15 protein-coding genes are annotated in these 13,214 nt (G+C 70.6%); 7 read left to right on the forward strand and 8 right to left on the reverse strand.

The genetic code is table 11. The features are described from left to right. Window positions 1-24: 24 nt before the first annotated feature. A complete protein-coding gene (locus QWY84_RS00845) occupies window positions 25-714 on the reverse strand; it encodes a phosphoglycolate phosphatase (RefSeq protein ID WP_435372969.1) in 690 nt (229 codons plus the stop codon). Then, on the reverse strand, window positions 711-1,400 hold the full coding sequence (gene rpe / locus QWY84_RS00850) for a ribulose-phosphate 3-epimerase (protein ID WP_290202658.1): 690 nt from the start codon (window positions 1,398-1,400) through the stop codon (window positions 711-713). The genes QWY84_RS00845 and rpe overlap by 4 nt, the downstream gene beginning before the upstream one ends. A gap of 132 nt (window positions 1,401-1,532) precedes the next feature. Between rpe and QWY84_RS00855 the strand changes: the two genes are divergently transcribed. After that, the gene (locus QWY84_RS00855) at window positions 1,533-2,000 is read left to right on the forward strand and encodes a CopD family protein (RefSeq protein ID WP_290200525.1); all 468 of its coding nucleotides are present in this window, start codon (window positions 1,533-1,535) and stop codon (window positions 1,998-2,000) included. Between the two features lie 283 nt (window positions 2,001-2,283). Here QWY84_RS00855 and djlA read toward each other — a convergent pair whose 3' ends face one another. The 3 genes from djlA to QWY84_RS00870 are packed head-to-tail and all read right to left on the reverse strand — an operon-like array spanning window position 2,284 to window position 4,471. After that, window positions 2,284-3,093: a co-chaperone DjlA gene (gene djlA / locus QWY84_RS00860; RefSeq protein WP_290200527.1), complete on the reverse strand. Its 810-nt coding sequence runs from the start codon at window positions 3,091-3,093 to the stop codon at window positions 2,284-2,286. Further along, complete coding sequence (locus QWY84_RS00865) at window positions 3,093-3,842, reverse strand: LuxR family transcriptional regulator (RefSeq protein WP_290200529.1); 750 nt, start codon at window positions 3,840-3,842, stop codon at window positions 3,093-3,095. The genes djlA and QWY84_RS00865 overlap by 1 nt, the downstream gene beginning before the upstream one ends. 20 nt (window positions 3,843-3,862) lie before the next feature. Further along, window positions 3,863-4,471, reverse strand: coding sequence for a TetR/AcrR family transcriptional regulator (locus tag QWY84_RS00870; RefSeq protein WP_290200530.1), 609 nt, complete (start codon window positions 4,469-4,471; stop codon window positions 3,863-3,865). A gap of 206 nt (window positions 4,472-4,677) precedes the next feature. Between QWY84_RS00870 and QWY84_RS00875 the strand changes: the two genes are divergently transcribed. From QWY84_RS00875 to sohB, 5 genes are read left to right on the forward strand one after another with little or no spacing between them, the layout of a single operon-like run. Further along, a complete protein-coding gene (locus QWY84_RS00875; RefSeq protein WP_290200531.1) occupies window positions 4,678-6,009 on the forward strand; it encodes an NAD(P)/FAD-dependent oxidoreductase in 1,332 nt (443 codons plus the stop codon). Continuing rightward, entirely contained in the window at window positions 6,006-6,779 is a 774-nt protein-coding gene (locus tag QWY84_RS00880) for a DUF1365 domain-containing protein (protein WP_290200532.1), read from the forward strand. The genes QWY84_RS00875 and QWY84_RS00880 overlap by 4 nt, the downstream gene beginning before the upstream one ends. Continuing rightward, the gene (locus QWY84_RS00885; RefSeq protein WP_290200533.1) at window positions 6,779-8,017 is read left to right on the forward strand and encodes an SAM-dependent methyltransferase; all 1,239 of its coding nucleotides are present in this window, start codon (window positions 6,779-6,781) and stop codon (window positions 8,015-8,017) included. Before QWY84_RS00880 ends, QWY84_RS00885 begins: the two co-directional genes overlap by 1 nt. Beyond that, on the forward strand, window positions 8,014-9,333 hold the full coding sequence (locus tag QWY84_RS00890) for an MFS transporter (RefSeq protein WP_290200534.1): 1,320 nt from the start codon (window positions 8,014-8,016) through the stop codon (window positions 9,331-9,333). Before QWY84_RS00885 ends, QWY84_RS00890 begins: the two co-directional genes overlap by 4 nt. Before the next feature lie 57 nt (window positions 9,334-9,390). Then, on the forward strand, window positions 9,391-10,395 hold the full coding sequence (gene sohB, locus QWY84_RS00895; protein ID WP_290200535.1) for a protease SohB: 1,005 nt from the start codon (window positions 9,391-9,393) through the stop codon (window positions 10,393-10,395). Window positions 10,396-10,881: 486 nt separating this feature from the next. On the opposite strand, the gene QWY84_RS00900 is transcribed toward sohB, so the two are convergent. After that, window positions 10,882-11,112: a sulfurtransferase TusA family protein gene (locus tag QWY84_RS00900; protein WP_290200536.1), complete on the reverse strand. Its 231-nt coding sequence runs from the start codon at window positions 11,110-11,112 to the stop codon at window positions 10,882-10,884. Between the two features lie 98 nt (window positions 11,113-11,210). Here QWY84_RS00900 and QWY84_RS00905 point away from each other — a divergent pair, with 98 nt between their 5' ends. Next, the gene (locus QWY84_RS00905; protein WP_290200537.1) at window positions 11,211-11,381 is read left to right on the forward strand and encodes a hypothetical protein; all 171 of its coding nucleotides are present in this window, start codon (window positions 11,211-11,213) and stop codon (window positions 11,379-11,381) included. Between the two features lie 16 nt (window positions 11,382-11,397). On the opposite strand, the gene QWY84_RS00910 is transcribed toward QWY84_RS00905, so the two are convergent. Both QWY84_RS00910 and QWY84_RS00915 read right to left on the reverse strand, forming a co-directional pair. Further along, the gene (locus QWY84_RS00910; RefSeq protein ID WP_290200538.1) at window positions 11,398-12,282 is read right to left on the reverse strand and encodes an alpha/beta fold hydrolase; all 885 of its coding nucleotides are present in this window, start codon (window positions 12,280-12,282) and stop codon (window positions 11,398-11,400) included. After that, window positions 12,275-13,021: an SDR family NAD(P)-dependent oxidoreductase gene (locus QWY84_RS00915; RefSeq protein ID WP_290200539.1), complete on the reverse strand. Its 747-nt coding sequence runs from the start codon at window positions 13,019-13,021 to the stop codon at window positions 12,275-12,277. Before QWY84_RS00915 ends, QWY84_RS00910 begins: the two co-directional genes overlap by 8 nt. Between the last annotated feature and the right edge of the window lie 193 nt (window positions 13,022-13,214).

The raw sequence follows: 13,214 nt of genomic DNA on the forward strand, positions 1-13,214 counted from the left end.
CGGCTCGCGCCTCGACAGGCGGGGTCACCCGTGGGGCACGACGCTGGTGCTCAGCCGGTCGTGAAGTTCCTCGATACTGCCGACCACGGCGTCCGGCCCCATGGCCCGGACATCCTCGCCGCCATTGTAGCCGTAGGGGACGCATACCACACCGGTCCCGGCGTTGCGCCCCGCATCCACGTCGGCGCGCGAGTCGCCCACCATCAGCGTCCTCTCCGGCCGCCCCCCGAGCGCCGCCATGGCGTAGTGCAGGGGAGCCGCTTCCGGCTTGCGCTCCGGCAGGGTGTCGCCGCCGACCACCACCGGCAGGTATCGCCCCAGCCCCGTGGCGTCCAGCAGGGCCCGTGCCAGGGCTTCCGGCTTGTTGGTCACGCAAGCAAGACCATACCCGTCCGCGCGCAATCGGTCCAGCCCGTCGACGACGCCCGGGTACACGCGGCTGTCCACGCTCAGGCGCTCGCCGTAATACGCCAGGAACGCGGCCAGGGCGCGCTCGGTCTCGTCATCCGGCGGCGCGCCGTCCATGTCGCCGGTGAGCGCCCGCATCACCAGCCGGCGGGCGCCGTTGCCCACCCAGCGGCGCACCCGCTCGACGCCGGCCGGAGGGCGCCCCAGCTCGGCGAGCATGCGGTCCACGGCCACCGCCATGTCCGGCGCGCTGTCGACCAGGGTGCCGTCGAGGTCGAACAGCACGGTCCGGATGCCCTGCATCATGACCGCGCCTCCGCGATCTCGCGCCGCATCCCGGCGATCACGGCAGCGTAGTCGGGCTGCCCGAAGATCGCCGAGCCGGCCACGAACGTATCCGCCCCGGCGGCGGCCACCGGGCGGATGTTGTCCGCCTTGATGCCGCCGTCCACCTCCAGGCGGATGTCCCGGCCGCTGGCATCGATCAGCTCCCGCGCGCGGCGCAGCTTGTCCAGGGTGGACGGCAGGAACGACTGGCCGCCGAACCCCGGATTCACCGACATGAGCAGGATCATGTCCAGCTTGTCCATGACGTACTCCAGGTAGGTCAGCGGGGTGGCCGGATTAAACACCAGGCCGGCCCGGCAACCGTGGTCGCGGATGAGCTGCAGGCTACGGTCCACGTGCTCGCTGGCCTCGGGGTGGAAGGTGATCCAGTCGGCGCCGGCGGCGGCGAAGTCCGGAATGATGCGATCCACGGGCTTGATCATCAGGTGCACGTCGATCTCCGCCGTGACGCCGTAGTCCCGCAGGGCCCGGCACACCATGGGGCCGATGGTGAGATTGGGCACGTAGTGGTTGTCCATGACGTCGAAGTGGATCATGTCGGCACCGGCGGCCAGGACGGCGTCGACTTCCGCGCCCAGCCGGGCGAAATCGGCGGCGAGAATCGAGGGTGCGATGCGATCGGCGCTCTTGCTCTCGGCACTCATGGTCACGGTCTACCCTGGCTGCTCCGCCACGAGACTGTACCGGAACCCGGCGGCCCGGGCCACCGGGCGATTCCGGCGGCCGGGGCGCTACTGCTACACTGCACGCGACCCGATGAATGGGGAGGACAGCGCGTGAACAGCATTGCCAGCCTGCTGCATGTATTCTTCGCCGTGATCTGGGTCGGCGGGATGTTCTTCGCCTACCTGATCCTGCGCCCCGCCGCCGGCAGTACGCTGGAAACCCCGGAGCGCCTCATGCTCTGGCGCCGCGTGCTGGCCAAGTTCTTCGTCTGGGTGTGGAAGTCCGTGGTGATCGTGCCGCTGACCGGCTACTGGCTGGCGTATTCGCTGTTCAGCACCATGGCCGCCTGGCCCACCCACGTCCACGCCATGCACGGTCTCGGCCTGATCATGGTGCTCGTGTTCCTGGCGGTATTCTTCCTGCCGTTCCGCCGGCTGCGCGACGCCGTGGACACCCAGGACTGGCAGCGCGGCACGGAAGCGCTCGCCAACGTGCGCCGGCTGGTCGCCGTCAACCTGGTGCTGGGGCTGCTGGTGGTGGTCATCGCCAGCGGCGGCCGCTTCGCGCTGCTGGGCTAGTGTCCTGTAACCCAAGTTCGTTGCATTTTGAGCGTCTGTGCGGCGCCAGGGCGAGGCGCGACTCGCAGGCAATGGCCGTCGCCCTTGGCAAAAGGCGCAACGAAGCCCTGGCGCCGCACAGACGCTCCCGCAGGGCCTGCCTCTGGGCCGCTGAGGCGGCGTTGCCGGCCCTCGCCGTAGGACGCGCTACGCCGTCGGGCCGACGGCCTTGCCTCAGCGGCCCAGAGAGCAGGCAAAATCCAACGAACTTGGGTTACAGGACACTAGTGCCGGCAAGCCCCGGTCAGAACCCCTGCTGACGGCGAATCTGATCGTAGGCGCGCCGGGCGGCGTGGGTGCGGCTGGCGCCGGCACGGATCTCCTCCTGGGAACACCCCCGCGCCTGGAGACGATCCGGGTGATTGCGGCTGACGAGCTTGCGGTAGGCCAGCCGTACCTGGTCGGGCGTGGCGCTCTCCGCCACGCCAAGCACGCGGAACGGGCTCTGGGGCATGGCGCGCACCTCGCCGCCGTGGCGCTGGCCGCGCACCAGGCGCTGGAACTCGCCGTCGGTGAACCCCAGGCGGCGGGCGATGCGCTGCAGGACACGCCGCTGGTCGTCCTCCGGCGTGCCGTCCGCGTGGGCGATGGCGACCTGGTACTCGAGGAACGCCAGCAGCAGCTCATCCTCGCCGCCGCACACCCGGCGAAAGCGGCGCACCATCCAGGCCAGGGGGAAATCCGGACGCTTTCCCCGCGAGAACAGCGCAATGGCCTCGGGGCGCAGCTCGCCGCCCATCTCCAGGACATCGAAGACGCGGCTGGCCAGGGCGATCTCCGCCTCGCTGACGCGCCCGTCGGCCTTGGCCACGTGCCCCATGACCGCGCAGGCGGTGGTCAGGTACTGGCGCTGCACCGGGTCGGGTATCCGGTGCCGGAGGCGCCGGCCGGAAACACGCCAGCGCCGGAGCGCCACGTCGCCCACGGTGCCGAGCACCAGGCCGCCGGCCGCACCGGCCAGGCCGAAGCCCGCGGCGCCGATGGCCGTGGCGCCGATGCGCCCGGCGGCGCCGCCCAGGCGGTGCCGCCACTGTCCGCCGTCTCGTTTCGTCATCAATTGCTTGGCATGGTTACGGCCCGGGGCTCGACGATGCCCATGGCCACGGCCCGGGCGACCGCCTGCTGGCGGCTGTTCACGCGCAGCTTCGTGCTGACGTTGCGCAGGTGGAAGGTCACCGTGCGCGCCTTGATCTGCAGCCGCTCCGCGGTCTCGCTCGCCGTGTGCCCTTCCGCGCACCACAGCAGGCACTCCCGCTCCCGGGGCGTGAGCGCGGTGGCGTCATCCAGGCGCATGAGGCGGGTCGCTGCATCATGCAGCAGGGTTCCGGCCAATGTCGCCCAGGGCGCGACATCCCGGAGATACCGCCGGGCCCGGGTGTCGTCCCGGGACGTGGCCACGGAGAACGCGGAGAACTCGCCGCCGGCGCCGCGATAGCCGCAGGTCAGGCCGACGCGCAGGCCGATGGACCGGATCTTCGCGACATAGCGGCCCGACGGCGTATCGGTACTGGTCTGCTCGAAGACCTCGTCCCAGAATACCGGGGCCGACTGCTCATAGCAGCGCAGCAGCACCGGGTCCACGTGCAGGCCGTCCATGGCCACGTAGACGTCCCGGAAAGGGGCGGGGAAGGAATCGTAGACGTACAGCTCCGGATCCAGGAACGACGTGGGCAGCCGCAGGGCGAAGCAGTGATACGGCAGGCCGAATCGCTCGCACGCATGCCGGCAGGTGAGGTCCACCTCGTCCAGGTCGCGGACCGCGCCGGTCTTCCGCCGAAAATCTGCCAGCCACTGCGCGTCCACCGTCCTGCTCCCGGCCACGGTCACCCGGCCGCGGACACCCTGCGCAGCGCGCGCTCCACGGGCATGCCCAGCTCCGCGCGCAGCTGGTCGACCACCCGCTGAAACGCTTCCGGCCCGCCCACGCGGGCGATCTGCAGACCGCCCTGGAGCGACGTGAGAACGGTCAGGGCCTTGCCGTCGGAGGTGCCGTCGAAGGTCATTACGCCGCGGCGCGCACCCTCGTCCAGGGTCCGCGTCAGCCAGCCGAGCAGCTCGCCCACGAACACCTCGGTCTCGCGTCGCATGGAATCCGGGATCCCGGCATGCTCGACGCCCACCACGCCCAGCGGGCAGACCTTGCCCTCGCGCAGGTACCGCTCCTCCAGGTCGAAGAACCCTTCCAGGCGCCCCACCGGGTCGACGCCCTGGCTTTCCAGCTGATCGATCCACCACGCGAAGTTGGCGCGGTACCTGCGGATCAGCGCCACGCCCAGATCCGTCTTGGACGGGAAATGATAGTGAATGGCGGCATTCTTCACGCCCAGCCGGGTGGCGATGTGCTGGTAGCTGAAGCCGCTGAACCCGTTGCGCTGGAGCAGCTCGCCGGCGGCATCGAGAATGCGCTTCCTGGTGCCCTGTCGTGCCTTCACTCGCAGCCTCCCGAACGAATTCGCCCACACCTTCGCCGCCGGCAAACCATCCGGCGGCCCGGTCCACGATGTGTCTACAGGATACGACACCACGGTACGGATTCAGAAGTACAGGGGAAATCCACCGGAGCGTTGCGCTCACGGCAAGGATGGTATGCGCGCCAATTTCCTATACAATAACGATACAATCATTGGATGACACCATCATGAACCAGTCACGCATCGCGGTCGTCGGAGGCGGCATCAGCGGCCTGGCAGCCGCCTGGCTGCTGAGCCGCCGGCATCACGTCACCCTGTTCGAGGGCAACGACTACCTGGGCGGCCACACCCGGACCCGCGACGTCCCCGGGGCCGACGGCCCGGTACCGGTGGACACGGGCTTCATTGTCTTCAACGAGCGCAACTATCCGCTGCTCACGGGGCTGTTCGGCCATCTCGGGGTTGCTACGCGCGCCAGCGACATGTCGTTCGCGTTCCGCTCCGCCGACGGGCGGCTGGAGTGGGCGGGGGACAACCTGGACAAGGTCTTTGCCCAGCGCCGGAACCTCCTGCGCCCGTCGTTCCTGCGCATGGTCGCCGACGTCGTGCGCTTCAACCGTGGGGCGAAACGATTCCTGGCGGCCGGGGACGGCGGCGAGCCGACGCTGGCGGAGTTCCTGGACGCGCTCCATGTCTCCCGGGCGCTGCGTCACCAGTATCTGCTGCCCATGGCCGCCGCCATCTGGTCCTGCCCGCCGGACGACATGCTGCGCTTCCCGGCCCGGCAGTTCCTGCAGTTCTTCCGCAACCACGGCCTGCTCGATCTCGCCGACCGCCCCCTGTGGCGGACCGTGGCCGGCGGCGGCCGGGAATACGTGCGGCGCCTGGCCGCCGGTATCAGCGGCGGCCACCACGTTGGCACGCCGGTCCGGCGGATCCGTCGCCACGCCGGCGGCGTGGAGCTCTTCGCCGACACCGGGCCGGCGGGCGTGTTCGATCAGGTCGTGGTGGCCACCCATGCCGACCAGGCCCTGGGCCTGCTCGAGTCGCCGGGCTACTGGGAGCAGCGGCTGCTGGGATCGTTCCCGTATCAGCGCAATGACGCCTGGCTGCACTCCGACCCCCGGCTGATGCCCCGGCTCCGGCGCGTCTGGGCCAGCTGGAACTACCAGGCCGGCGACGACAGCCATGCGCCGTCGGTCACCTACTGGATGAACCGCCTGCAGGGGCTGGCCGGCACCGGCAATCAGTTCGTCACCCTGAACCCGGCGACCCCGCCGCGACCGGAAGCCACCCACGAGCATACCGTCTTCCGACATCCGGTGTTCGACACCGCGGCGATCCGGGCCCAGGCCATGATGGACCGGATCCAGGGCCAGGACCGGGTGTGGTTCTGCGGCAGCTACCTCGGCTACGGCTTCCACGAGGACGGCCTCCGCTCGGCGGTGCGGGTCGCGGACGCCTTCGGTATCCGCCCGCCCTGGCACGACGCCGGCGCAACCGCCCGGGAGACGGCCCCGGCCCCTTTCATCGCGGCCGCGGAGTGGCAGGCACCGTGACAGCGATCCCTCCGGCACCGGCGCTGTATACCGGCACCGTCACGCACCGGCGTTTCGGCGACGTGCCGTACCGCTTCAGCTACCGGGTTCCCAGCCTGCTGCTGGACATCGACGGCATCGATGCCGCGGTCCGCGGACTGCGCCTGCTCTCCCGCAACCGCTTCAACCTGTTCGGCTTCCACGACCGCGACCACGGCCCCGGGGACGGCTCACCCCTGCGCCCGTGGATCGACGGCGTGCTGGCGGAGGCCGGCGTGGCGCTGGCCGGCGGCCGGGTCCTGCTGCTGTGCATGCCCCGGGTGCTGGGCTACGGCTTCAACCCGCTCAGCCTGTGGTACTGCTATCACGCCGACGGCAGCCTGCGGGCCGTGCTCTGCGAGGTGCGCAACACCTTCGGCGAGCGGCACGGCTACCTGCTCCACGGGCAGGGCCGGCCCATGGCGTCTCCCGTGCGCGACCAGGCCGGCAAGGTGTTCCACGTCTCGCCCTTCTTCCCCGTCGCCGGCCACTACCGCTTCCGCCTGGCTCCGCCGGGGGCCTCGTTCACGACGGCCGTGGGCTACCACCAGGGCGGCCGCACGCGCCTGGCCGCCGTGCAGCAGGGCCGGCGGCGCCCCCTGCGCGACCGCGAGCTTCTGCGCGCGGCCTGGCGCTACCCCTTCGCGGGCCGGGCGGTCATGGCCGCCATCCACTGGCAGGCGCTCAAGATCTGGCTGCGCGGCGGGCAGCTTCATCGCAAGCCAACGAGACCGCGGGAGGACATCAGCTGATGGCATGGGACAGCTCCATGGAACACGCGACCACCGCCCTGCCGGGGCTGGTGGGACGCTACTATGCCCGGGTGCTGCGCCGGCTCGAGCACGGCACGCTGGATCTGGAGCTCGCCGACGGCAGCAGCCAGCGGTTCGGGCAGGACGGCAGCCTGCAGGCGGATCTGCGGCTCCGGCGGCCGGCCCGTCTGCTGCGCCGGCTGCTGGTGCACGGCGCCCTGGGCCTGGCGGAGGGGTATATCGCGGGCGACTGGGAGACCCGGAACCTCACCACCCTGCTGCGCCTGCTCAACGCCAATGAGACGGCGCTGGAGCGCGCCGCGCGGCCGGGCCTGCTGGCGCGTGCGGCCCTGCGGCTGCGCCATTACCTGCGCAGGAACACGCCCAGCGGCAGCCGCCGCAATATCGCCGCCCACTACGATCTCGGCAACGCCTTCTACCGCCTGTGGCTCGACCCCAGCATGACCTACTCCAGCGCCCTTTTCGGCGACGCAGAAAAGCCGGCCACCGACCGGTTCACGCTGGCCCAGGCGCAGCAGCACAAGTACCGGCGCATGCTGGACCTGCTGGATGCGCGACCCGGCGAGCGCGTCCTGGAGATCGGCTGCGGCTGGGGCGGCTTCGCCCGCGCGGCGGCCGAGCGCGGCCTGAACGTCACCGGCCTCACCCTTTCCCGGGAGCAGCTGGACTGGGCCCGGGCGAACCGGGTGGCGGCGACCCCGGGCAGCGTCGAGTACGCGTTCCGGGACTACCGCGAGGAGACCGGCCGCTACGACCACGTGGTCTCCATCGAGATGTTCGAGGCCGTGGGCGAGGCCTGGTGGCCCGCCTACTTCCACAACCTCTGCCGTTGCCTCAAGCCCGGCGGCCGTGCGGCGCTGCAGGTGATCACCATCGACGAGGAGGCGTTCCCCCGCTACCGGCAGAACCCGGACTTCATCCAGCTCTACATCTTCCCCGGGGGCATGCTGCCCACGACCACGCATCTCTCCGGCCTGGCCCGTGAAGCGGGGCTGCGGGTCCGCCGCATGGACCACTTCGGCCTGCACTACGCCGAAACCCTGCGGCTGTGGCAGGAGCGCTTCAACGCCTGCCGCTCGGCCCTGCGGGATCTGGGCTTCGACGAGCCGTTCCTGCGCATGTGGCGCTACTACCTGAGCTACTGCGAGGCGGGCTTCCGCGCCGGGCGGATCAACCTGGTGCAGCTGGCCCTGGAACGTCCCGGGATCGGCGCATGAACCCCATCGCCCGCAGCCGCATCCTGCTGTACGGCCTGCCCGGGCTGCCGCTGGCCATCCTGGGCATCCCGCTGTATGTCTACCTGCCGCCGTTCTATGCCGAGCAGCTCGGCGTCGGGGCGGTCGGCGGGCTGCTGCTGCTCGCGCGCCTGTGGGACGTAGTCACGGATCCGGTGGTCGGCGGCATCGGCGACCGGCTCCGCGTCGGCTTCGGTCGCCGCAAGACGCTGATCCTCATCGGCGTCCCCCTGCTCATGTTCGGCGTGGACCAGCTGTTCCGGCCTCCCGCCGGTGCCGGCGGCAGCCACCTGCTGGTCTGGAGCTTCGTCACCTACCTGGCCTGGACACTGGTGTCACTGCCGTACACGGCCTGGGGCGCCGAGCTCAGCCGCGACTACGACCAGCGCTCCAGCATTACCGGCAGCCGCGAGGGGTTCATCCTCGCAGGCATGCTGCTCGCCATCGTCCTGCCGGCCATCACCCTGGCGGACCCGCAACAGTCCGCCGGCACGGCCCTGGAGCAGCTGGCCTGGCTGCTGTGGTTCAGCCTGCCGCTGACCATCCTGGTCACGCTGGTGGCCGTACCGGAGCCGCGCAGCCCCCTGCCGCCGGTCCCGTGGCGCCAGGGGCTGCAGCTGCTGCGCGGCAACCGGCCCTTCTTCGTCCTGCTGATCGCCTACATCCTCAACGGCCTTGCCAACGCCCTGCCGGCCACGCTGTTCCTGCTGTTCGCGCGGCACGTCCTGCAGGCCGAGGCCCAGGCCGGGATCATGCTGGTGGTCTACTTCCTCGCCGGCCTGGCCGGGATTCCGCTGTGGCTGTGGATCGCCCGGCGCATCGGCAAGCACCGGGCCTGGGCGTTGTCCATGCTCTGGGCGGCGGGCATCTTCGCCTGGGTACCGCTGCTGGGCCCGGGGGACGCCTGGCTGTTCGTGGGCATCTGCGTGCTGTCCGGCCTGAGCCTGGGCATCGACATGGCCCTGCCCGCCTCCATCCAGGCGGATCTCGTCGACCTGGACACCGCCCGCGGCGGCGGCCAGCGCACCGGGCTGTTCTTCGGCCTCTGGGGCATGGCGACGAAGCTGGCCCTGGCCCTGGCGGTCGGGCTCGCCTACCCGCTCCTGGGCCTCGCGGGCTTCGACGCGCAAGCCAGCAATCCGGAGGGTCTCTGGGCGCTGTCCCTGCTCTACGGCCTGGCGCCCATTCCGTTCAAGCTGGCCGCGGTCTGGCTGGTGTGGTGGTTCCCCGTGGATCGCGCGGTACAGACGGCGACGGCAGCCGAGGTAGAGGACCTCGAGGCCGCCCGGGCCCCCTGAACCGCCGGGACGCGGTACAGTATGCGCGGTTACCAGCGACCCGCGCATGGAGGATGCATGGAGTTCATCTACGACTACGGCCTGTTCTTCGCCCAGACACTCACCCTGGTCGTGGCCGTGCTCGTGGTCGCCGCCGGCGTCACCGCCCTGGCCGGGCGGGACCGGGACCAGGGCCGCGAGTCCCTGCGCGTGCGCAAGCTCAATCAGCGCTACCGCGACATGCGGCGGACCATGGACCAGGCCCTGCTGGACCGCAAGGGCCTGCGGCGGCTGCGCCGCACGGAGAAGGCGGAAAGCAAGAGCGAGAAGAAGCGGGACGCCGCGGATGCGCAGCAGCGCCGGCGCGTGTTCGTGCTGCGCTTCCAGGGGGATCTGCGCGCCTCGGCGGTGGACAACCTGCGCGAGGAGATCACCGCCGTGGTCAGCCGCGCGCGCCCCGGCCACGACGAGGTGGTCGTGTGCCTGGAGAGCCCCGGCGGCATGGTCCACGGCTACGGGCTGGCGGCCTCCCAGCTGGCCCGGCTGCGCGAGCGGGGCATCGAGACCACCGCCAGCGTGGACCGCGTGGCGGCCAGCGGCGGCTACCTCATGGCCGTGGTCGCCGACCGCATCGTGGCGGCGCCGTTCGCGGTGGTGGGGTCCATCGGCGTGGTCGCCCAGCTGCCGAACTTCCATCGCCTGCTCAAGCGCCATGACATCGACGTGGAGCTCCACACCGCCGGCGAGCACAAGCGCACCCTCACGGCGCTGGGGGAGAACACCCACGCGGGCCGCCGCAAGTTCCAGGAGGAGCTGGAGGAAACCCACGGGCTGTTCAAGCGGTTCGTCCACCGGTACCGACCCGCCCTGGACCTGGAGCAGGTGGCCAACGGCGATCACTGGTACGGCGAGCAGGCCATCGACATGAACCTGGTGGATGCCCTGCAGACCAGCGACGATCTCCTCCTGGCCAAGGCGGACGAGGCCGACGTCTTCGAGGTCACCTACCGCCGCAAGCAACCCATGAGCAAGCGCCTGGTCCTGGGGGTGGAAACGCTTCTCCACCGCTACTTCGGGCGCTAGGGCCGGTTGCCCGTCCCCTGCCATCATCGCGCCGGCCTATTGATCCGGGGCACCGGTGCGGGGAGTTCGGTCACGGACACGCCGTAAATACGTCCCTGTAGGCTCGACTGCGGCCGTCCTGGCCGCAGACGGTCCGTGACCGAACTCCCCGCACCGGCGCGTGCCACGATCCGGCGTCGGGTGGTGCACCATGACCCGACGGTGCCCGTCGCACGGGGATGGGGTGCGTTGGTGGGGGCGACTTGCGCAGCGCCGGAGCGCAGGCCGTCCGGCCCCGAAGGGGTGGCGGCAGGGATGCCGCCACCGGCTGTCAGCACAGGGATGTGCTGTCAGCCGGCCAGGCCGGAGCGGAGGGTAGGCTTCCTGCTTCAACCGAAGCAGGAAGCCGTAAGCGGAGCTCGGAGCCCCCACCAACGTACCCCATCCCCGTGCGACCCATGCAAAGGCAGCCATGACCGGAATGCATGAAGACAGAGTACCGGCGACCTATTCGCCCTTCTCCACCAGGAAGTAGTACACGCCTTCCTCGTCCCAGTACTCGACCATGCGATTGGGGGTCTTTTCCGTGAAGGCGAGGAAGTCCACCACCGAGTGCGGGTCGGTGGCCAGCACGCGCAGGACCTGCCCCGTTTCCATGCGCACCAGCTCGCGCTTGGTCCGCAGGATGGGCAGGGGGCAGTTGAGGCCGGTGACGTCCAGTTCCTGATCGTAGTGCACGGTGCCATGACAGCGGTTGCGGTTGTCCGCGGCAGGATACCACGGCGCCCGGGGCGATCAGTTATACTGGCCGCCGATCCATCAGACGAGAGGTCGCCATGAGCAAGCGTGACGACAAGCACGATCCCGACACGGACCCGCGCTCCTATACCGACAAGCAGGTCCTGGACGAACATCCCCGCGAGCAGGTGGAACGCTGGCGCAAGGAGGCGTTCGAAAAGCACCGCCGGTGGATGGACGTCATGAAGAACGACTACGGCAAGAGCTAGAGTCCTGTAACGACGCCTACCCGAGAAACGACTCCAGCACCGCGGCCAGCGCCTGCGGCTGGTCGTGATGGATCATGTGGCCGGCGTCGTCGATGACCACCCGCTCGGCGCCGATCACCGACCGCCGCCGCTCGACCTCCGCCTCGCCGTCGAAGGCCGACAGGGCACCCGAGGCCGATCCCACGACCCAGAGAACCGGCGCCTGGATACGACGCCAGCAGGCCTCGGCCTCCTCGAGACGATAGAGCACGGGGTTGGTGCGCTTGTGGGCCGGATCCCCGCGCAGCTGCCACATCCCTCCGGCCGCCGCGCGCAGCCAGCACTGCGCCACGAACAGCGCCCGGTCGGCGGGCAGGTGCGGGTGGCGCTCGCGCAGCCGATCCGCGAACGCTTCCGGTGATTCCGGCGCCTGGAGCGTCGGCGGGCTGCGCCACTGATCCAGCCAGCGGGCATAGTTGTCCGGCGCCTCGGCCGGATCCCGGGCCCGGGTACCGAACCCCTCCACCAGAGCCAGCCGCCGGATCCGCCGCGGCCGGATGCCCGCGTACAGCCCCGCGACGTTGCCGCCCATGCTGTGACCGACCAGGTCCACCGCGTCGTCGCCGACCTCGCGGTCCAGCAGGGCCTCCAGGTCGGCAAGATAATCCGGGAAGTAGTAGCCATCGGCCACCCAGTCGGAATCGCCGAAGCCCCGCCAGTCCAGGGCGACGACGTGCCGCTGCGCCGCCAGCGCATCCACCACGAACTGCCAGGTCCGGCCGGTATCCATCCAGCCGTGCAGCAGCACCAGCGGACGGCCCTCCCTCGGTCCCCAGCGGTGGAGGCGATGGCGCACGCCGCGCAGGTTCACGTCCTCGGCGGCCGCCGGCACGGCGGGCAGGTAGGCGGCGCTGTCAGCCACCCCAGCGCTCCCGGTGAGCGGGCTCCGTGAACGACCACTCCTCGGCGCTGAACGCGTCCGCTTCCACCTCCAGCAGCAGCCAGGCGGTGAACCGGGCCACCTCGGCCGGGTCCTCCAGCTGCCCGGTGGCGTGCAGATCCAGGAAGCGCTGCACCATGGGGAAGCGCTCCGGGGGCTGCTCGCGGATCAGCGCCTGCATGGGGGTATCCACCACCCCCGGCCGCAGGCTGCCCACGGCGATGCCGCGGTCGCGCAGCTCTTCCCGGAGCACCTGGTAGATCATGTGCAGCGCCGCCTTGCCGGTGCAGTAGCTGCCCCAGCCGGCATACCCGTGGTGGGCGGCACCGGAGGACATGTGCAGCACGCGGCCGCCCTGGAGATTGTCAAGCAGCCCCTGGGTGAGGAACAGCGGCGCCTCGACGTTCACCGCCTGCGCCTGCCGCCAGTCCTCCAGGCGCACGCCCGCCAGGGGACCGATGGGCTCGAGGGCGCCGGCGTTGTGCACCAGTCCCGCGAGGGAGCCGTCGCCCAGGGCCTCGACCACCTCGGCACGGCCTTCGGCGGTGGCCAGATCGGCAGCCACCGTGGTGATGCGTTCCGGGTCCAGCGAGCGGGTGCCCTCCAGCGCGTCCCTGCGGCGGCCCACGGCGACCACCTGCAGGCCGCGCTCGGCGAGCTCACGGCAGATGGCCCGTCCGAGACCACTCCCCCCTCCGGTGACGACCATGCGTTGTGACACGAGCTCCTCCTGTTGGCCGCGGCGCCGGTCCCACACCGGCATCCGGCTCGCTGCCGGGCCGGTGCCGACACCGTACGCCGTTCGACGATTGCCGAAGGCGGCTTTTTTCAGCAGCCTGTTGACGAATCACAAGCATACTAATCTTGCCGGGGAAATACGTAATACTGCATCCACGGCCCGCGCCGCCGGAACG

The sequence above is a fragment of the Aquisalimonas lutea genome (genome assembly GCF_030409225.1).
GTDB classification, from domain to species: domain Bacteria; phylum Pseudomonadota; class Gammaproteobacteria; order Nitrococcales; family Aquisalimonadaceae; genus Aquisalimonas; species Aquisalimonas lutea.